This window comes from Synechococcus sp. PCC 7335 (genome assembly GCF_000155595.1).
Classification (GTDB): domain Bacteria; phylum Cyanobacteriota; class Cyanobacteriia; order Phormidesmidales; family Phormidesmidaceae; genus Phormidesmis.
In genome coordinates, this window is sequence record NZ_DS989904.1 from 4,389,444 (window position 1) to 4,409,640 (window position 20,197).

Consider the following 20,197-nt stretch of genomic DNA (forward strand, 5'->3'; position numbering starts at 1 on the left):
CCTTCACTAAGCTAGTCACGAGCATCACAAGAGCCTAGAAAGGTTCCATCCACTTCAGAATTTCTTAAGGATTCTAATAATGTTTCAAAGCCTTCAGAACATTCACCGATTTAATCCTCTTGATAGATGCAATAGGATCTGAACTATTTGGCAGATTTACCAAGGTAATTTACCAATTAATGATCTACTTCTAGACTACCCAGATTATGGACTACTTAGAATTAGAAAAGATATCTGTCAAAAAACCTTTTTGGACAGCAACAGTCGTTCTGGTCTAAGTCCCAAGCTAGACATAATAGGATTGTCCACACCGCACTGTCGATAGCCAGCCCGCTCATAGAGCGCTCTCGCAGCTGAGTTATCTGCCATCACATGTAGATATACCTGGTGAAAGCCCCAGTTAAAAGCGATTTTCTCGCTTGTGTGTAAAAGCTGCTGAGCTACACCTTGACGGCGATACGCAGGCTCAGTCGCTAAGTTAGAAATATAGGCTCTTTTCGGTGGCAGCAGTCGCCAAGCCTCGCAGGGGCGCTGAGAAATTTCGGCAGTACCTACTATTTTACCTGACTGAGCTGACGTTACATCAACAGCAGTGGCAACAAGACATGCATATTGGCTAGCAGGTGTTTTAAGCCGGGTCTTGATATCCTCTTTGATACCCAAACGCATAATCCAATACAGCCACTGAGTCGCTTGCGCCTGCGGATAAAAGCTAGAGAGCAGAACTACGACAATCTGCGTCAGGTCTTTTTGATAGGCAGAGCGAATGCGAAAGGGCTGCTGTCGGTAAGGAGAGGTCATTGTAGGCTCTGTATTGACCTTGGAAATTCTGTATTTACCTAAAAATATAGTCAAGAAGTGGATAGGCACTATACCTTAGACGTAGCACAGATATAGGTATTTACTGCATCGTCAGACGTAGGCAAGTCTTGGGTATTTGATGCACCGAGTTCATCATGCGCACAACTAGTGCAATACATTACGTCTTCTGTGGAATCTGTGTCTATGGAATCTACATGCGATCTCAGTTTACTAGTTCCCATTGTGACGGACACCATTGACGTAGACTAACTAACTGGCTATACGTTTGTGCTATATGCTCGTAGGCACTGGCCCAAAACCGTGATATCGTATCTAAGCTAATATACGAATAACACCAGCTGCGGGTGTAGTTTAGTGGTAAAACCTTAGCCTTCCAAGCTAATGATGGGGGTTCGATTCCCCCTACCCGCTTTGTACTTATACAGTGACCCAACTCTTCGAAGGTAGTATCCTCGCTCTAAGATTTTCCATCTAGAGTAGGGGTAGAGAACTTCAAATTGAATCTCACGACATTGAATCTCGCTATTTAGTCGACAGTTCTATATTCTTTAGACTATCAACTTCTAGATCAGCTATTCCAAAGCTATCTACAATCTGCTTGAAAGTAGCAGCTAAGGGGACTGCTATCACTGCTCCCAGTAGCCCATCTACTTGTGCCCCAACTAGCAATGATAGTAGCACCCACACCGGATTGAGACCTACCGCATCGCCCAAGATCCGAGGCGTAAATACATTATCTATGACCTGATCGGTAATAATGCAAGCTGCGAGTACTTCGGTACCTAACAATGGATCGCCTATGCCGACTAGCAGGCTGACAGTTGCCATTCCTAACCAATCGCCAAATGGAATAAACACACAAACACCAATACCTAGTCCAGAAACTAGCCAAAAAGGCACTTGTAGTATGTAAAAAACTAGCGCTAACGTAACCCCCATCAACGCCGCAATCACCGCCTGACCGAAAAAGTAGTTTTCAAACTGTACACTCAGTGCGGCGCTTAGTTGCTCACCTAAATCATTCGGTAGCCACTTATAAAGGCCTTGCCAAAATGGTTTGCCATATAGCAATAAGTACAACGTCAAAACTGTTGTCAGAACGATGTCGAACAGCTTGTCAGTAAAGCCCAACAAAAAGCTAACCAGCTGACCGGGCAGCAGCTTTAATTCCACGGGTAGTAGGTCAGTAAGCTGATTGGTCAAATCGCTAATATCAATGTTGTCAGCTGATTCTAACTTGTCAATTTCAGTATCAAGTAGTTCTAGCTGCTGGCTGCCAGAGGCTAGCCAGCCGGGCAGCTGAGTGGTTAGTTCGGTTAGCTGATCGAGAAGAGTCGGAACTACTGTCATCGAAATAAGCACTATCAGGGATAGTGCTAGTAGAACAATGATCAAGACGCTGTAGCTTCGAGCACAGCCTGTTTTTTGAATAAGACTGACTAGATAATCTAGCAAGAACGCAAGCAAAGCAGCTACTACAAAAATACTCAAAAGCGAATGAAAGTATTGAACGCCTTTAAACAGTAGCCACAGATTGAAGATAGTAAGCGGAATGGCAAGTTCCCACACTAGCCACCGAGGTAGTTTATCGAGCAGTTTAGTCAACTGTTGTCCCTTGTCTGTGAAGCTGTACGAATCCTTTGATACTTCATAAGAGCCTGTAACAACCAGTCTCTAACGAAGGATCTTGCTACAGTAGCTCAAGAGGAGTCAAGCCGACCTAGAGCAATAGGCTGGAGCAATAGACTGACTACTAGCTTCATTTATTCCTGTTGCTTGGGGTTTAGTAAATTAATGACAGCTTCAACTAGCCTAGCAGGGGCAACTGGTTTAGTTAAATGCTGTTGAAAGCCTACCTCCAAGATCCGCATTTCATCATTTTCTGTAGCGTAAGCAGATAACGCGATCGCCTTCACTTGGTCATCTTGTCCGATAGCTAATGCTCTAATTTGTTGCATTAGCATATATCCGTCCATCTCAGGCATACCGATATCGCTAATGATGATATCCGGCGGAGCCTGAGCTACCACAGCTAGCGCATCATATCCAGAAGAGACCGCAACCACAGTAGCTCCTGCCGATTCCAACGTAAAAGTAGTAATCTCTTTAGAGTCATCCTCGTCGTCTACGACTAAAATGCATAGACCGCTTAGGTCACCTTTGGCGACTGCGGGCTTTTCAATAATCGCACCGTCAACAGTCATCGCCCGCGGCAAGCAAACACTGAATGTTGTCCCCTGGTTTTCCCCAGGACTGCGAACCGCGACAGTGCCATCGTGTAGATCTACAATCTGCCTAACAATAGCCAAACCCAACCCTAAACCACCAAACTTGCGAGTAGTCGAGTAGTTTTCTTGACGAAAGTGTTCAAATACAAAGGGTAAAAAGTCGGCGGCAATTCCCTTCCCCGTATCGCTCACTTCGATCACTACCTCTGAAACATCAGCGGTGACTGTAACTGTAATAGACCCGTCGCGAGGCGTAAACTTAACCGCATTCGATAGCAGATTCCACACTACTTGCTGTAGCCGTACGGCATCGCCTACTACAGTACAAGGTGTGATTGTTGTTTCTATGTGAATAGACTTTTCCGCTGTGGCCTGTTTTACCGTTTCTAACGCAGCAAAGATAATACTCTCTAGATCAACCGGAGCCTTATCAAGGATAAGCTTGTTTCGTAATATCCGAGAGATATCAAGCAGATCACCAATTAGCTGGACCTGAAGCTGCGCGTTACGTTCAATCGAAGCTAGCGCTAACTTTGTTCTTTTTTCATCGAGTGTTCCACGTTTAAGCAGCTGAGACCAGCCAAGTATAGGATTTAGCGGCGATCGCAGCTCATGAGAAACGACTGCTAGGAACTCATCTTTGATCCGATTGGCGCGCTCAGCGGCTTCGCGAGCCGCCTCCCTTTCAAGCGCTACCTGTTTTCGAGTAGTGATGTCTCTTGCTACCGCGTAGAATCGACCTTCGGCTATGAGGGCTGTTACCTTCCACAACAACCACCGATAGCTCCCATCCTTGCAGCGATAGCGATTTTCAAACTCAATAGGATCCTCGCTAGCGGTTAAATTAGCCGCTATAGCAGCCGTCATCTCACGGTCATCAGGATGAATAAAGAAGAGGTAAGGCTGCGCAGTTAGCTCACTAGACGTGTAGCCTAAGACCTTCACCCAAGCAGGATTGACTTGGGTGAAGTAGCCCTCAAAGTTACCAACAGCATGCATATCAGGTGAAAGCCTAAAGAAGCGATCGCGCTCTTCGGTCACTTGCTTCAATCTAGTCAGATCTAAGATAAATGCCATCACCTCCTGACTTTGATCAGCGACTTGCTGAAGCAAGGTTGCAGCGACGAGAACAGGTACCTTACTGCCATCCTTGTGACGGAAGGCCTTTTCATAGGGTTCGCAAGTCCCCGTTTCTCTTAGCTGATTGATGGCAGCTTGGTCGGCCAGGGCAAATTCAGCGGGCGTTATCTGATCCCACCTCACCTGATGAGAGGCCAGTTCATGAGCACGATATCCTAATAGATCCAAAACATAGTCGTTGGCATAGCTCAATTCACCTGAGAGCGTTCCAAAGACAACACCAAATAGATTCGATTCAGCAACGTCCCTAAAGCGCTGTCCACCCACCTTAGCCGCTTGCTCTGCTTGCTTTCGCTCAGTAACATCAATCGAAACACCAATCAAACGGTCAGCTTCACCAGTCTCATCACAAACTCGCTCAGCTCTAGAGATCAGCCAGTGTATGCTGCCATCAGCCCAAACTAGTCGATATTCTTCATCGAAGCCAATACCCTGACTTATCGTCGCTTGATAAGCGGCAGTGACTCGATCACAGTCGCTAGGATGAATACGCGATTGCACTATCTCATACGTAAGATCAGCCTCTGCTGGCAAACCATAGTTGTATTTATGCTGATTAGAAGCAGTCAGTGTTTGCGTCTTGAGATCGATTTCCCACGTACCGATCCTACCTGTCGCCAGCGCCAGTTTTAACTGTCGCCGAGCCTCTTTTGCAGCCCGCTTCTGTCGGATCAAGCTGGCTATCTGAGTTCGCTTCTCAGTCTGTATCGCCGCTTGCACGATGGTTCGATCGACATAATCTACCACCAGATCAATAAAGCCCTGATAATCCTGGTCAAAAGCCTTTGTAGGACTAACGCCAACTACTAGCATGCCGACTGTCTGCGAATCCTCAGGTAGAAGCAGCGGCTTCAATACGGCTCTCGAAACCAGATTGTTCCAGGTATCCGTCAGCGCTTTTGGCAGTAGGACATCAAAATACTCAAGATCCTCAATCACCACTTTTTGACTGTCCTTGCAAGCACCTAAAAATGCCTGCGCTAGTGACCGACTTGTCTGTGCACTATACTTTGCACTATACGGTGATTCGCCTTGTGATTCGTCGTTGAGTACTTCGCTAACCCTTGCCGCTATCAGATTTTCTATTAAAGGGTTCGCCACCATATCTGCATCGACACCGACTGAGTCAACCAATCGTAAGGTGTCATTCTCAACTAGATACAGCAGGGCAAAAGGAATATCGTAGGGATTTTTCGAAAGAACGTTCAGCGCCTGATAGCCAGCGGCCTCAACATTCTTGATCGGAGAAGGCAGAGCGTGAAGCGATCGCAGCGTTTGTAGTCTGCGACTGCTAATGACTTGGTCGGTTGTCTCATGGCACAAACATAATACGCCAACGCTGAGACCCAACTCGTCATAAATCGGGCTACAGCAAAAAGAGTAATAGCATTCTTCCTGCCAAGACTCGTGGGGAATAAACTGCTGTAATTGACTGATGGCAGCAGCCTGACCCTGCATCATCACCCGTGAAACCATCGGCTCTAGAAAATACCAAAACTGCATCCCAGCGGCCCCTAAGGCCTGCGGATGCTGAGCCTGACCTAAGGTAGAGCGATAGCTATCGTTGTATAGCATCGTCAGCTCAGATCCCCAGAGGATGAACATCGGCTCACTAGCTGCTAGTAGCACACCAACCATCGTTCGCAGCGGCTGAGACCATGTCTCGATGGGGCCTAAAGGTGTAGCGGCCCAATCATGTGAGCGCACCAGTTCACTTAGCTCGCCACCATCGGCGAACATCGTCTCAGGTGATAGTGTCCGCTCAGTCTTCATCTTCTATGAAATTACTGGAGTTAAACCCTATTCTAGGTCATTGCTCTAGTATTGCCAGCAGCTCTAATACAACGCCGTTTGTCCAACCAAAGCCAATCTCATTACTGCTATAGCCATACTGGATTTCATCAGAAACTTCACCCGAGCAGGTTTCTAGATCGTACTTCTCCAGCAAGCTGCCGCTGCGCTCAAAATCATCAACCACCAATGTAATAAAGCGCTTTGCTAACCGCTTTGCTTCCTCATGATAGCCATATCGCCCCAGACCCTTGACGGCAATCAGCTGCAGCGGCGCCCAACCGAAGGGATCATCCCATTGATTTCCAGATGTCTGAGTGCTAGTGCGTACGCCGCCGGGGGCCTCAAATTTGACTAGATGTTCTACAACGGCTGCCGCTTGTTCCTTAGAAGCGACCCCTGCCCACAGTGGGTAAAAGGTCGTAGCAAATTCGTAGTAGTGTCTTTCACCTGTGGTCAGATAGTAATCAAGGTACAACCCCTCCGACTCATCCCATAGGTATTTGTTGATACTCTGCTCTCGCAGCAGCGCCTTGTGCTGCCAACCTTTAATCTCGACGGCGTAGTCTGCCTTTTCGATCTTAGAAAGCGCCCGGTAGACCTCAGCAATGTCTTGTTCCATCATATGGAGCAAGACATTCAGACACACTGGCAGATAGTGAACGATATCAACACTAAAAGGACCGAAGCGATTCGTGGGATCAAAACCAGACTCACGCATTGAGCGATCGCCTTTGAAAAACAGATCCGTCAGCTTATCTGCTTGCTCGTTATAAAACAACGAGACGTCGTAATCTTCGATCGATTCGTGCTTGTAAAATTCTCGAATCCGATCAAAATGCGTCCTTCCCTCTTCATCCACTTCAGAAACAATGACTTCAGGCGCAGGGCCCTCACCGGATGCATAGAACCTAGAGAGTCCGCTTTCTTTATCAAGATGGGGCTCAACCATCCAGTAGTCGTAGTACTCAATCAGGGTAGGCAACGTAGATCTTAGCCAGTCAGCATCTTGCGTTCTAGCGTAGATTTTAAGCACCATATTGGCCAACAAAGGTGGCTGCGATCGCCCTAAAAAGTAAGTCCGGTTAGCATTGAGCACAGTGCCATAGTGAACCACCTGATACAGCAGCTGATCGGTCAAACTTTTTGCCATTTCTAGCTGATTGTCTTGCAGCAGGCCCAGCAAAATGAAATAGCTATCCCAACCATAAAGCTCGTTAAACCGTCCACCTGGAACAATATAATCCCCTGGTAGATACAACAGACCGTGATCCTCAATTTCACCCTGCTCAGGCAGTGTCTCTATGCGAATTCGGCTAAATTCAGCCGACATGGTTCGCCGTAGCGTATCAGCCACTGCTTCAGGATCTTCTTTAGCAGAGATATACACAGGCCAGGACCGTCCCGACTCATGTTCTACTTTAGAGTCCCTCGCCGCCGTGAGAATATGATCGTGTCCACGCCGCAAAGTTCTCCAAGTTCGGTTGATATATTTTCTGACAGCTGCGATCTGCTCAGCAGTCGGATAGCTACTCTTACAAGTAGAAGTGCTATTAGCAGCACTCTCCAAATCAGCAGATGAGTCTACTGACGATGAAGCACTTGACAGCTGAGAAGAATTAACAACGGCGTCTGGTTTCACGGGCGTAAAAGATAGTGGAACTTTTGAAGTCAGCGTCAGCTTCGGTTCAGCCAGCCAGATCGATCTAGACCGATCTGGCTGGCTGACTCAATTTGGGTAGCTAGATTGATCTAGAGTTCGCCCAGAAAATAGGACTCATCCTCATGCTGAGCACAGACACTCAAACTAGCTATAAACACTGTAATATCAATATCAGAAAAACCGCCAGCTTAACTGTCTTTAATAAACATCGCTAAGACCGAAGGAAACGGACCTACTGAGCAACTACAAAGCTGTGATTCTCACTAGCAAGTAGCGCGACTGGAAAACGCTCTAGCAGTCTTCCTACTAGCACAGAATTCTCTATTACCATAGTGCGATCGCTTAACCAGTCTTTCCAATCAGCGCTCGCTCCATTTGGCAGCTCGATACTTGTCTCCCCCCATAGCGCTTCCCCACAGGGCAAAGCGTCTGGCTCAATCAAACTCGTCAAAAAGCGAGGCACTACCACCACTAGCGTATGCTCACCTTGGTGACGCGCATAGGCAATTACATTTTCGGCATGCTCACCTGTCACCTTCAAAGGAATATAGGCGCCGCTTCTAAACACATTGCGAAAATAGTTTCGCGCCGCTAACCCTCTAAAGGTCAAAAACAGCTTAATTCGCCCATCTTGCCTAGTCTTTAGCAGCTCCTTCATCAGTGCGCCAGGCTGCTTCTCCCACTTAGCTCGAACATCTTCTAAAGCACTCATCCGTTTTGAATAGTCCACAGGGCGGCGGTTATCTGGATCGACCAAGCTTAGATCCCATAGCTCGCTGCCTTGGTAAAAGTCAGGAATACCCGGAGCCGTTAGCTTGATTAGCAGCTGTGAGAGAGAGTTATAAATGCCATAGGCTGCAACTTTGGACTGAAAGACCTGTAGCTTGGCTAAGAAAGTATTATCCTTGCTAGGCGTCAGCAGAGTCTCGACAAAGCTGGCATAGCCCGCTTCATAGTCTTCATCCGGTCTTAGCCAATTGGTGTGGACTTTGGCTTCCCGTACAGCCTTGACGACATACTCCTTCATCCTTTCTCTAAGTTCGCTCAGCTCTGCCTCGTCAAATGGGTAGACACCGACTAGAGTCTGGTATAAAAAATACTCGTCATTACTATCTGGAACAGGTTGATCGCTGCTAGTCGGCTTTTTCTCAGCATTGAGCTGACTCCACAGTTTGACTTGCTCTTCCCATTCGTCAGGCAGTTCAGACAAAACACTTAGCCGCGATCGCACATCCTCACTTCTTTTAGTATCGTGCGTAGAAGTCGCATTTAGCGTTTGCGGCCAGTGCTCTTGCTGATACTGGTTATATTGATGGAAATCCGCCAGCGAGATACCGAAATTCTCTGGCGAGCCACCGACTTCGTTTAGACCGATAAATCGGTTATATACATAGAACAGCGTATCTTCTAACCCCTTAGCCATCAGCGGCCCGGTGAATTGCTGCAAGCGCATCACAAAATGTAGCCACTGCGCCCTCTCTTCAGAAGGCAAAGAATCCTCGTACTGCAAGAGCAAAAACTTCTCAATCAGCTCTAGCTCGTTACGCAATTGAGGGATGCGCTTTCTAGCTTGAACAATCGCCGATTGAATATACTGAAGATCCCGCTCACTGCTTCCTTTCTGGTTAATATACGTGCAGTAAATAGGAAAGCACACTAGCACCTCTAGAATAGCCGTTTTCAAACCATTGGCTGTCAAATCGCGTCCATATCGATATTGGCTAGCAACCTTCTTCAAAAAACGAGCTAAGTTATCAATATCTCCAACTAAGTTCGTATCAGCAATCAGTCTTTTCTTTTCTAAAACCAGACTGTGATAGCCACTGCGTATCCCGGTAAATTGTTGATAAAATCGGGTAAAGTCGCTTCGATTCTTCTGACAGCAAAACAGTCGATTTGCGTACGTCAGAAATTCGTATCCAGAAGTGCCTTGAATTGGCCAATGAGTGGGTAGTTTCTCTCCTGGTTCTAGAATCTTTTCAATTACGGTATAGACACCGCCCATTTTCTCTTCGAGCCTTTCTAGATAGGTCAACGGATCATATAACCCATCAATATGATCAATTCTTAGCCCATCGAATTTCCCATCTTTGACCAAATCTCTAATGAGTCCGTGAGTCTGGTCAAACACCTTCGGATTATCGACCTTCAAACAGATCAGCTCGTTTACCGTAAAGAATCGTCGGTAGTTCAGCTCTTCTGCGCCCACCTTCCAAAAAGAAAGTCGATAGTATTGCGCCAACAGCAGCCGATCTAATAGATCAAAACTCTTAGGCTTACCGACCTGACCATTGAACACTTCTATATTTTGATCGATGAAAGTTTTAATCTCTTTACTCGAGTTATATAGCTCCCACAGCACATGCTTAACAAACGCGCACTGATCTTTCCTTGCCGAGCCTGTCATCGCAGGCAGCGTTTCTTTTACCGTATTCAAGATCCCAATTAGCTTGATGTAGTCAGGCTCTTGTGGTCCCATCTGCCGCCGTAGCCACGACAGCTCATTGCTCAAAAAAGGCTCATAAGAATCTACCCGAATCGGAAAGCTCAGTGCGTAATAATTAATCCGCAGACCGTCCTCTCCATAGCTCAGCTGAATTTCTCCTCTTTCCAAGCACCGATCATAAAAGTCTCCTAGCATAGGAGCGAGTACCTTACCTTGAATATCTTCGTAGGAGTGCTCCCATTCGATATCAAAGTAGTCAACGTACTCAGAGTCAGGACCGTATTCGAGCACATCCATCAAATAGTGGTTCTGACGGTCATAAGCCATATGGTTAGGCACGATATCCTGCAACCAGCCCATCCCTCGTTCATGTAAGGTCTCAACCAAAGTATCGAACTCTTCTATCCCACCAAGTTCAGGGTTGAGCTGATTAGGATCAACCACGTCATAGCCGTGTTGACTACCAGTTCTCGCTGTAAAGATAGGCGAAGCATAAATATCAGAAATACCCAAGCGGTCGAGATAGTCAACAATCTCCCTAGCCTGATAAAAACCAAAGCTAGGCGTGAATTGAGTACGGTAGGTCGCAACAGGAATACGCATAGCAGTTAAAGGAATCAACAAAGGAGATAGAAGAGTTCGCAGGCAAAACAGATATTGTTTTGGATCTATCTAGTATTTACGGTTAGTTTTTGAAAGCAAACCCAAAAAGAGCCCGGCTTATAGGGAAGTTCGAGAAAGAGACCAGGAGGAAACTGGCTCAGCGCGGTACAAGGCAATGCTAAACGGACTGAGCAATAAGGTCTGACCAGATTCTTCAGAGAGTCTAGCGGGTAAAGGCTCTGCTTTTGTCAGCTCGTTGGCTTCTTCTAAACACCACTGGGGGTCTGCTGAATTTAGCTGCTGCCACCAGGTTTGTGAACCTAACGTCAGACCGACCTTAGTCGCTCGGTCACTAAAGTTCATCAGACAAAGCAGGTCACCGCTAGCCATAGACTGTTTGTATTGCAAAGTATCACCCGTATGAGCGACGACAATATCTGAGGAGCGCGTGGGCGTCATCACCCGGCACTGATGCCTGACCTCAATCAGCCGCTGATAGAACTTCCGCATAATTCGTTGCTGAGCCCTATTACCCGCTGTTTTGTCTTTCCTAGATAGCCAGTTCAGTTTTGATCTTTTGTAGGTTTCCTCGCTGACTGGATCGGGCGGCGCTCCTTGCTCATGAAAGGCCGCAAACTCTTCCGTTCGTCCCTTTCTAACAGCCTCAATTAGATCTGGATCGCTATGGTCAACGAAGTATAGAAATGGGTTAGTTTCTCCGTATTCCTCGCCCATAAACAGTAGAGGAATGTAGGGTGAGAGCAGCGTGACCCCGGCGGCCAGCTTCAGCGCTGGGAATGAGACTAGAGTTGAGAGGCGATCGCCCATCATTCGATTGCCAACCTGGTCGTGGTTCTGGTTACACACAACGAACTGATAGGAAGGCAGATCGCTAGCTGGGCTACCGTGGATTCTGCGTCTAAAAGAAGAATATTGTCCGGCGTAGACGAACCTATTTTTGAGCGCGATCGCCAGAGATTCCAGACTAGAAAAGTCGCTGTAGTAGCCAATCGTCTCGCCAGTAAGCCGAGCATGCAAGGCATGGTGAAAATCATCACTCCACTGGGCGCAAAGCTGATAGCCCCCCTGCTGCACAGGGCGAATCAAACGCGGATCGTTTAGATCACTCTCGGCAATCAAAAAGGCAGGAAAGCTACGCGCTTCAGCAAAGTCCGCAACTGATTCGGATAGCTCCTGTAAGAAATGCTTAGCACCAAAGTCATAGATAGCATGGACCGCATCTAGCCGCAGTGAATCAATATGATAGTCGCGTAGCCAGCTGATCGCGTTTTCTAGAAAGTAGCGGCGAACTCCATCGCTATAGGCATCATCGAAGTTAATCGCACTTCCCCAGGGCGTCCGATAGCGATCAGTTGTATAAGGACCAAATTGCCCAGTGTAGTTTCCCTCTGGGCCGAAATGGTTGTACACCACATCTAAGATTACAGCTAAACCGATCTGATGGCAGGCATCTACCAGTTTTTTTAGCGCGGTGGGTCCGCCGTATGAGTTTTGGACGGCGAAAGGAAAGACCCCATCATAGCCCCAGTTGCGATCGCCCGGAAACTGCGCCACGGGCATAATCTCAATCGCCGTAATTCCTAGCTCTACTAGCTCGGGCAGTCGCGGAATCACGCTCTCAAATGTGCCTTCTGGAGTAAACGTCCCTACATGCAGCTCGTAGATGACATACTCTGGTAGCCCTACCCCCTTCCAGTCCCGATCGCCCCACTCAAACTGAGCATGATCAATCACTTCAGAAGGACCATGTACCCCCTGGGGTTGATACCTAGAAGCGGGATCGGGCCATGACGCTTCATCATTTAGCCGATACTTATAGAGCGTACCTGCGGGCAGATTAGGCGCATGAGTCCGCCAGTAGCCGTACTCATCATTCTTCATTTCTAGCAGCCCAGTCGGTACCGATATTGATTCCTGTTGGTGTCCAACAATATCAACAGCGACTTGTTCCGCTAAAGGAGCCCATACTGTGAACTGACAGCCGTCCTCAAACCTTCCACCAATCTCCATAAATCCACAGCAGAACTGCTGGTTCTACCTTGAAACGCTACTGATGGTTAAGAATATCAAAAGAACATTTGATGAGATGCTACCTATAGACATAAACCACAGGTAGATATGTGAAGGATACCCACAAAAGCGCAATACCTAGCCAAGCTCAGTCATCAGAACGCACTACCCAAAATGCGTAACTCAAGGCGCCACAACCATGGCATCAAACGCCAGTCCCAAAACACCAGTCCCAGCGCTCAAAAGTCGGTATCTTGACTGCTTAAATCCACCACTATCAATTCAGTACTTGTACGTTCAGTACTCATAATCAATACTCGAAAGTGACTACCCAAACAGCAGCGCGTCTATCGAATAAGCACCAGGTCCGAACAAAATCAGCAGCGTTAACATCATCGTAAAGATGAGCGCCTTCTCCATACTTGGAGGCTCACCTTTATCACCGTTCGGCCCCGAATAGAATTCTCCTAACTCATAGGGATCAGGCGCAACAATGGGTAGACCATCAATGACTTCTAGCACCAGCGCATAGATCATCGAAACCAAAATGGATAGACTGGCAAAAGGCGTCAGCAGTCCTATGATCAAACCAGTACCGCCCACAATCATGAATCCCGCCGACAGAAAGCACAGCGGTAGCGGCGCACCTAACGCCTTCGACCAGGTCTGAAGATTTTGGATCTTAGGCAAGCCATGCAAGATAAACAAGAATCCGACAACAGCTCGAAAGGCTAGCAGCATATAGCCCTGAGCCCCTTCAATAAACGCTGGGTATAACGCCGAAAGCGCCGTAACAATCGTATCCAATAGAGTTCTCCTTAAGTTCCTTTCTAACTGCTAATGGTCGCTATCTACGGCCAACCTTCAGCTTTCCACGAGCAGCATGTTGTGGCCGTCTGGCCCACGCCACAATACCCCTCGCTTGAACGGCATCACATCTGGCAAATCGATTACCTTTGGTGATACGAACTGTACATGCGCTTCTTCTAGAACTTCGACTGCTGCGTCAATGTCATCGACTAGCAGCTCAAAATGCATATGCACTAAGTCATTAGTCTGCTGGTCGAGCGGGAAAGGTCTTGCACCTGGCGGTGTCAGATAGTCTAAAAATTCCACGCCCAAGCGCCCCTGCGCTGGGGTTAGAGAGGTCACAATCACCTTTGCGCTAAAAAGATTATCCATCGTCTCTTGCTTGATGCCGATATTCGTAAAGCTACCCTGATGTGTCAGCCCTAGAACATCTCGGTACAGTGAAAGACTAGTTTCAGTACTCGAAATGGCGATCGCCGAATGATCCATACCTAAAAACAGCGCTTCTTTCGACTGCCAGTAATCCGGACCTAATCCTGGTGGAAACTGCAATAGCTCTAACGGGTGGCCATCAGTATCTCTAAATTTAAACGCCTTAATGTCATTGGGCAGCATTTGAGGCTCTGGAGAAATCGGCGTAAAAGAGAATTTCTTTAGCCGCTCGTAAGCCTTATCCATATCGCTAACGATGATGGCAAAATGCTGAAACCAAAGATCATTGCTCTTACTATCAGTAGGAATCGCTTCGCCTGTACCACTCAAGAACTGCATTAGCCGAATAGTCTCTTGTCCAAGCGCTAGAGATACAATTCGCACTTGAGCATCAGGCACACCGTATAGATAGCTAGCCTCGTCGCCACTAATGACGGTATCAGAAACAACTGTGTAGTCAAAGGCACCGGTGAAAAAATCAGCGGCCTGACTAGCGTCAGAGACCGTTAGGCCAATAGACTGTACGGCCTGAACCGTTATACCGGAGGGAGACGCCATAATTACGCTGCTTTCTAGATAACAAGTTTGCAAAAACACAATCTCGCAGATTGCACTTTTGCCTTTTGCATTTTTACATAATCAGGTGATCGCAGCCCGATCACTTTTAGGCAGTATTCAAAGGAGTGGTCGAAGCAGGTCATAGGCGAGCAAGCTACTTTTGCCCGCGCCCGTCATTAAACACCGTACTTTTGTAGAATACTTTTATCGAACGTTAGAATTTGCCTACGAGGAGTGCTAAGGACGTGAAGTTTTCTTCTTTTAGGATAGGCATTATCGCTTCATTTGCGCTTGTAAATACACTTGGGCAAGTTTCACCCTCGCATTCGATACCTACCCCTGCTCAAGACACTTCCCAACAATCAAACCAAAGCTTAGAAGGCATCGACAACCCCCTCAACTTGAACGAGCCAACAGATGCCTTGCAAGCATTTCGTAAGCTGCTTTGCTCTGTGGAGGATGGTAAGACCGTCTATTTTGTATGGCAGGGAGAAGGGTTTAGTCGACGACCCGGAGAACCGGATCAGCACATTTTTAACGTACAGGGCATGAGCGCTAGAGCTTGCGTATCGCTGACCTCTGAGACCAACTCACCAGGATTTCGCCAAGTGAGCCGAGAAGTCATGCTCTACTTAGATCCGGCGACCGACGAGATACTAGAAACCTGGGAAAATCCCTGGACAGGGCAGCAGAATACGGTTGTGCCAGTAGCTAACGACCCAGTCAACACGTCACCTATGTGGTCAGATACGACAGGTAGAAGACTTCAATTTCAAACATTTGGTGAGGCCAATACAATCTTTTTGACAACCACAATACCGCTGTTTTACCCTAACCCCCTAGGTGGTGAGCATCAGGCGTATGTAGGGGGTCAATATCATGCGATGGAAATGTTCAACTTCGCGGCTAGTCGCTCTGATTTGCTAGATGCACCCAGGCAAGATTTGGCTGAAGTCGCAGTGAGCTGGAGTCGCATTTCTCCTTGGCTACCTTGGATGGAAATGGGCGATCGCCCTGGAGAGCTGGTATTTCATGCGGCTAGCACTCGCCTTCTAGAGTGGCAACAACTGCCGGAGCCACTCAAAAGTCAGATCGCCGGAGACTATGCGCTCTACCAGGCCCCCCCTGATTTAGACGATGAACGACCTAACCAAACCACTTGGACTAACTTCTTAGAGTACTTGAACTAAGACATTTCGATTAGAATATCCGCGGTCAGCGAAATCGGAATGAGAGCCTAACAAACAGCCAACGCTAATTAACCAGCTCGGGTCCTATCGGTTCTGGCACTATAAAGCTTCTGCTTCCCAACTATACATAACAAGCCAACCGCAGATAACAAGGCGTAATTACAAGGCGCAGTAACAGTATGGGCAACTAGAAGATGAAAAGAACCGCTAAGTGGCTACGGTGGCTACGAATCTATCGTTGGCTCCATATACTTTCTCTAGTTATTTTTGCGGCTATTTTACTGAGTCAGCCTCGTTGGCTATTTACCCTTGCCAATCGCCTATTTCCCGGCGCACTCTACGCCGTACAGCAAGACGAAGGGCACCTTAAGGCGATCGCGCTCACCATAGACGATGGGCCTAGTCCTGCTACCGCTGACATTCTATCCGTTCTCGATCGCTACGATGTCCAAGCCACCTTCTTCAACATCAGCAGCCACCTACCTAGACACGAATCAATCGTCCAACAGACTGTCAACTCTGGCCATGAACTAGGCAACCACCTCACCGTAGACAAACCGAGTATTCGCCTGAGCATCGCTGATTTTGAGACAGTGCTACTCACCTCAGAAGCGGCCCTCCTATCCTACCTACCCCCAAATTCGCAGCTCAAATGGCTTCGCCCCGGCATGGGATTTTATAACGCCAGAATGGTAGAAGTCGCTCAGCGTCATGGATATCAAGTCGTACTCGGATCTACATTTCCCTACGATACGCATATCCACTCTTCTCGCTTCGCAAGTGAATTTATTTTGCGAACTGTTCAATCAGGCGATATTGTTGTACTTCACGACGGAGAAAAAAGGGGAATTCGCACGGCCAAAACGCTGGAAATTATTCTACCAGAACTGCAAAAGCGCGGTTACCAGGTAACAACCCTCTCTAATCTAACAGAGAAAAATTAATAACAGAAGTGAACAGATCTAAAGTGAGGTCACAGGCATGGTCTTTCTCTGTTCTATTTCTTTTAAAAATTCACAAGATAATTCATAAAATAGAGAGTGTAGTTCTGCGCTCGTCTGTTTCATCTACGGCTTCTTTATCTGGCTTCTCAAGTATGGCTCAAGTTTCTCTAGATCAAATGATACAGGCGCTGAAGACCAGACCTGCTTTGGTGAGTTTTCCCACCGATACGGTACCCGCGCTGGCAGCCGCGCCGAGTCAAGCAGATTTAATCTTCGCAGCCAAGCAGCGACCACCCGAGAAACCATTGATTTTGATGGGTGCGTCCCTGGGCGATCTTTTGCCATACGTATCTGGGCAAGACTCAGCGATGGCAGCGTGGCAGTCGATCGCCGAGCAGTATTGGCCAGGTCAGCTCACGTTAGTTTTACCAGCTAGCGACCTGGCTCCCAAAAATCTCAACCCCCATCCCACTGACCAAACCGCTGGCACTCTGGGCATTCGCGTACCCGATCATCCAGTCGCCCTAGCGTTACTTTCTCAGACCGGACCACTAGCAACCACAAGCGCCAATCTTTCTGGGCAGCCAGCCTTAACAGAGATTTCAGCGATCGCCCAAATGTTTCCAAGCGCGCTGACTTTAGGGCCAGAAGACTATCAGAGCAAAGCAGCTAGCGGCATGCCCTCGACCGTTGCTAAGTGGACATCGCACGGTTGGCAAATATTACGCCAGGGTAAAATTCAGCTGTAGCTATTATGATTCAAGCTACTGTGGGGAATGGTCAGCAAAATTCCATAGCGTTTTATCGATCTTTTTATGACTCGCAGCACTTCTTCAATACCGGTTTCTAAAATGGATCCGGCCTATCAGCAGCTATGGGCGCTCGAACGCTTCAAAAGTGGATTTTTAGCCCGCATTTCTCACGAGCTGCGATCGCCTATCAATGTCATCATTAGTCTTAGCCAGTTGATATTAGAAGATCTGTGCGAAGATCCTGAAGAAGAAAGGGAATTTATTGCTCAGTCCAAAGCAGCTGCGCTAAAAACGCTAACGCTTTTCGATCAGATTGCAGCCGTTTCAAAACTAGATATCGGTAGAGAGCCTGCGACCCTAGATCAAACCGACCTCAGCTTTCTATTGCCAGAAATAGAAATGCTCACAACACTTCAAGCGGCCAATCAGAACATTCGTTACACCGTCACTGCCCCCGATGAAACAGTCGAAATCTACACTGATAGAAAATGGCTGAAAAACACGTTAGTGAGTCTCATTCAAGACGCCATTGCTCACACCAAACTGTTGACCCTATTCTTAGACTATAGTGAAGCCGAAATTGCCATCGTTATCGAGTGCGATCGCGTCGCCACCCAGCTGCAAGCCGAGTATGACAGCCTGGCTGAATTTATCTTAGATAGCTCTACAGATAGCCCAGAAGAGAATCAGCCCCAAAGTAACCAATCTACAGACAATCAATCTCAATCTATAGACCTAAAAAGCATCCGATCACAAAACGAACAGGCTCAAAATCTTCAGTTTTCAACCGCTCTGATCTTGGCAACTGCGACGACCGCGCTACCTTTGATCAATGGCAGGTTTGAAATTGCTCCTCACCCGACCGCGAGTGATCGCACCCACCTAAAATGCATCTTTTCAAAATTAGCTAGCTGAGATTTAGTTAGCTAAGATCAACTAGCTAACCCTCTTAATCGCCAACTATCCCTCAGCCCAAGCAGCACAAGATGATGCCCAAGATGGCTCCACCCCCTGCTCTACCCAGCGAGAACAACCACTTCAAAGCCTACTATCAGCCCTGGCTCGGCCTTCTGCTTCTCGGTTTAGGCTTAGCTGTCTGCGTTCTATCGATAGGGTCTATGCTGCAATCTGGCTCATTCAATAGCGCCATCATTCTAGGGGTAGGCCTTGTGATTGTTGGCTACCTTTACTTTACTCGTCCATACTTCACCCTCGCCCCAAATAGACTGACTATCTACAACCTCCTAGGCAAGGTCGTTAAGCGCTATCCGTTCGAGACTTTCAACAATCTGAGCGTAGAAAATGGCATCTTGTATGTGAAGGGTGGTTTTCTAGAAGGCGATCGCAAAGAACCCACAAAGCTTAAGAAGTGGCTCGTCAAATCCAAAGACTGGAAAAGGCTGCAAGAAACAATCGATATCGCTTTAGGAGTGAAGACATCCAATGAAACTTCGTTCGATAGAGACTACCCCTAGTCCAAACTGCATGAAGCTGACCCTAGACAGGGTAGCAAGCAATGAGCCAATCACACTCAAAACCGGAGACCCTACAGCCGAAGTCGCCAAGGTCTTTCAAAATCTGCTGGCAATAGAAGGCGTCCAGTCTGTCTTTGCTATGAACGACTTTGTCACCCTAACGCGTAAGGGCAGCGCCGATTGGCAAAGCGTTCTAACAGCAGCGAGCAATCTTCTGGGCATTGCAGAAGATGCAGAACCCAGCGTGAACGATAGTTTACAGACCAAAATTGCTGAGACCAAGACTGCTGAGACCAAAACGACTGAAACCACGACTGCTAAGACCAAGACGATTGAGACCAAAACACCCTCCACACAAAAATTCTCTCAGGTCGAAGTCGCAATTCAAAGGTTTCGAGGCCTTCCGGTTCAGGTACGAGTGACCAATAATGCAGAGCAAGCTCGAGTAGCCTTAAGCGATCGCTTCAATCAGGCATTGCAAAGAGCAATCGCTGCTACTGACGCGAACTATGTCGCTGAGCGCGTCTGGGCACCGTATCAGCCACAATTTGGGGAAGTCAATGCGATCGCCCAGCAGGTTGCTGAAGAGATAGAAACCCTCGTAGATGACCAAGAGCTGACTAGGCTAGAACAACAGGCGATCACACCAAAGCAAAAAGTCCTTTCTTTCGAACAAACTTCAGCCGAACTCATCGCAAGCCTTCAACACTCTGACTGGAAACAACGACTAAGGGCAATCCAACAAATTGAAATCAACAAGGAGACTTTTCCTGCAATTGTTGCTGCACTGAAAGACAACCGAGCAGCCATTCGGCGTTGGGCAGCGGCGCTACTCGGTGCTAGCGAACGTAACGAAGCAGTCCATCCCCTTTGCCAACTGTTACTGACTGATTCATCCCCTATCGTTCGGCGTACCGCTGGAGACGCGCTAAGCGACCTAGGCGACGCTCAAGCCGGCGTGGCCATGATCAAGGCATTGAGCGATACATCAGCACTGGTGCGCTGGCGAGCGGCTAGATACCTAAACGAAATGGGAGACCATAGTGCAGTAGAGCCACTGACGCAGGCTATAGCGTCTGAAAGCGAATTTGACGTACGTGTAGAAATGACCGCGGCGCTTGAGCGTATTCAAATGGGCGAAGCCTCTCAGCTACCGATGTGGATGCGAATGAGCAACGCTAGCTAGTCTAGATTGAATCTGGTCTAGATCACTTGGCAGCGGTGAACACCAGCATCGTTCTTCACCGCTGCTGTGGCATGATGGCGGCAGCATATTGACCTAGTCGCCAGAGGTAGCTAGGCACAAAATAGA

The 20,197-nt window shown here is 47.7% G+C and carries 14 protein-coding genes and 1 tRNA gene; 7 read left to right on the plus strand and 8 right to left on the minus strand.

The features are described from left to right. Positions 1-237: 237 nt before the first annotated feature. Complete coding sequence (locus S7335_RS18360; RefSeq protein WP_006453587.1) at positions 238-801, minus strand: GNAT family N-acetyltransferase; 564 nt, start codon at positions 799-801, stop codon at positions 238-240. A gap of 361 nt (positions 802-1,162) precedes the next feature. Here S7335_RS18360 and S7335_RS18365 point away from each other — a divergent pair. Then, a tRNA-Gly gene (locus S7335_RS18365) sits at positions 1,163-1,233 on the plus strand. 111 nt (positions 1,234-1,344) lie between these two features. Here the strand turns inward: S7335_RS18365 and S7335_RS18370 are convergent. The 7 genes from S7335_RS18370 to S7335_RS18400 all read right to left on the minus strand — a co-directional run bounded on the left by S7335_RS18370 (position 1,345) and on the right by S7335_RS18400 (position 14,524). After that, complete coding sequence (locus S7335_RS18370) at positions 1,345-2,427, minus strand: AI-2E family transporter (RefSeq protein WP_006454785.1); 1,083 nt, start codon at positions 2,425-2,427, stop codon at positions 1,345-1,347. A 158-nt stretch (positions 2,428-2,585) separates the two neighbouring features. Then, entirely contained in the window at positions 2,586-5,963 is a 3,378-nt protein-coding gene (locus tag S7335_RS26200; protein ID WP_006455358.1) for a PAS domain S-box protein, read from the minus strand. 37 nt (positions 5,964-6,000) lie between these two features. Next, positions 6,001-7,623, minus strand: a complete 1,623-nt coding sequence (locus S7335_RS18380; RefSeq protein ID WP_006455058.1) for a trehalase family glycosidase — start codon at positions 7,621-7,623, stop codon at positions 6,001-6,003. Positions 7,624-7,876: 253 nt separating this feature from the next. After that, positions 7,877-10,693 carry a malto-oligosyltrehalose synthase gene (gene treY, locus S7335_RS18385; RefSeq protein ID WP_006456737.1) on the minus strand — a complete coding sequence of 939 codons (2,817 nt, stop codon included), beginning with the start codon at positions 10,691-10,693 and terminating at the stop codon, positions 7,877-7,879. Between the two features lie 117 nt (positions 10,694-10,810). Beyond that, positions 10,811-12,724: a malto-oligosyltrehalose trehalohydrolase gene (treZ, locus tag S7335_RS18390; protein ID WP_006455072.1), complete on the minus strand. Its 1,914-nt coding sequence runs from the start codon at positions 12,722-12,724 to the stop codon at positions 10,811-10,813. A gap of 327 nt (positions 12,725-13,051) precedes the next feature. Further along, positions 13,052-13,531, minus strand: a complete 480-nt coding sequence (locus S7335_RS18395) for a DoxX family protein (RefSeq protein WP_006454996.1) — start codon at positions 13,529-13,531, stop codon at positions 13,052-13,054. 57 nt (positions 13,532-13,588) lie between these two features. Beyond that, positions 13,589-14,524, minus strand: coding sequence for a VOC family protein (locus S7335_RS18400; protein ID WP_006457280.1), 936 nt, complete (start codon positions 14,522-14,524; stop codon positions 13,589-13,591). Between the two features lie 245 nt (positions 14,525-14,769). Between S7335_RS18400 and S7335_RS18405 the strand changes: the two genes are divergently transcribed. The 6 genes from S7335_RS18405 to S7335_RS18430 all read left to right on the plus strand — a co-directional run bounded on the left by S7335_RS18405 (position 14,770) and on the right by S7335_RS18430 (position 20,071). Continuing rightward, the gene (locus tag S7335_RS18405; RefSeq protein WP_006455382.1) at positions 14,770-15,714 is read left to right on the plus strand and encodes a DUF1838 family protein; all 945 of its coding nucleotides are present in this window, start codon (positions 14,770-14,772) and stop codon (positions 15,712-15,714) included. A 194-nt stretch (positions 15,715-15,908) separates the two neighbouring features. Further along, entirely contained in the window at positions 15,909-16,658 is a 750-nt protein-coding gene (locus S7335_RS18410) for a chitin deacetylase family protein (protein ID WP_006455799.1), read from the plus strand. Between the two features lie 152 nt (positions 16,659-16,810). After that, on the plus strand, positions 16,811-17,407 hold the full coding sequence (locus S7335_RS18415; RefSeq protein ID WP_038016493.1) for an L-threonylcarbamoyladenylate synthase: 597 nt from the start codon (positions 16,811-16,813) through the stop codon (positions 17,405-17,407). A 66-nt stretch (positions 17,408-17,473) separates the two neighbouring features. Next, positions 17,474-18,325, plus strand: coding sequence for a sensor histidine kinase KdpD (locus tag S7335_RS26205; protein WP_050765920.1), 852 nt, complete (start codon positions 17,474-17,476; stop codon positions 18,323-18,325). Positions 18,326-18,399: 74 nt separating this feature from the next. Then, positions 18,400-18,885, plus strand: a complete 486-nt coding sequence (locus S7335_RS18425) for a hypothetical protein (RefSeq protein ID WP_227500031.1) — start codon at positions 18,400-18,402, stop codon at positions 18,883-18,885. Beyond that, the gene (locus S7335_RS18430; RefSeq protein ID WP_006453733.1) at positions 18,854-20,071 is read left to right on the plus strand and encodes a virulence factor; all 1,218 of its coding nucleotides are present in this window, start codon (positions 18,854-18,856) and stop codon (positions 20,069-20,071) included. The genes S7335_RS18425 and S7335_RS18430 overlap by 32 nt, the downstream gene beginning before the upstream one ends. Positions 20,072-20,197: the final 126 nt, after the last annotated feature.

Excerpts from the sequence above, each read along its gene's own strand:
- S7335_RS18400 (WP_006457280.1), bottom strand. The coding sequence starts at position 14,524 with ATGGCGTCTCCCTCCGGTATAACGGTTCAGGCCGTACAGTCTATTGGC.
- S7335_RS18415 (WP_038016493.1), top strand. The coding sequence starts at position 16,811 with ATGGCTCAAGTTTCTCTAGATCAAATGATACAGGCGCTGAAGACCAGA.
- S7335_RS18410 (WP_006455799.1), top strand. The coding sequence starts at position 15,909 with ATGAAAAGAACCGCTAAGTGGCTACGGTGGCTACGAATCTATCGTTGG.
- treY (WP_006456737.1), bottom strand. The coding sequence starts at position 10,693 with ATGCGTATTCCTGTTGCGACCTACCGTACTCAATTCACGCCTAGCTTT.
- S7335_RS18430 (WP_006453733.1), top strand. The coding sequence starts at position 18,854 with ATGAAACTTCGTTCGATAGAGACTACCCCTAGTCCAAACTGCATGAAG.
- S7335_RS18360 (WP_006453587.1), bottom strand. The coding sequence starts at position 801 with ATGACCTCTCCTTACCGACAGCAGCCCTTTCGCATTCGCTCTGCCTAT.
- S7335_RS26200 (WP_006455358.1), bottom strand. The coding sequence starts at position 5,963 with ATGAAGACTGAGCGGACACTATCACCTGAGACGATGTTCGCCGATGGT.
- treZ (WP_006455072.1), bottom strand. The coding sequence starts at position 12,724 with ATGGAGATTGGTGGAAGGTTTGAGGACGGCTGTCAGTTCACAGTATGG.
- S7335_RS26205 (WP_050765920.1), top strand. The coding sequence starts at position 17,474 with ATGACTCGCAGCACTTCTTCAATACCGGTTTCTAAAATGGATCCGGCC.
- S7335_RS18425 (WP_227500031.1), top strand. The coding sequence starts at position 18,400 with ATGCCCAAGATGGCTCCACCCCCTGCTCTACCCAGCGAGAACAACCAC.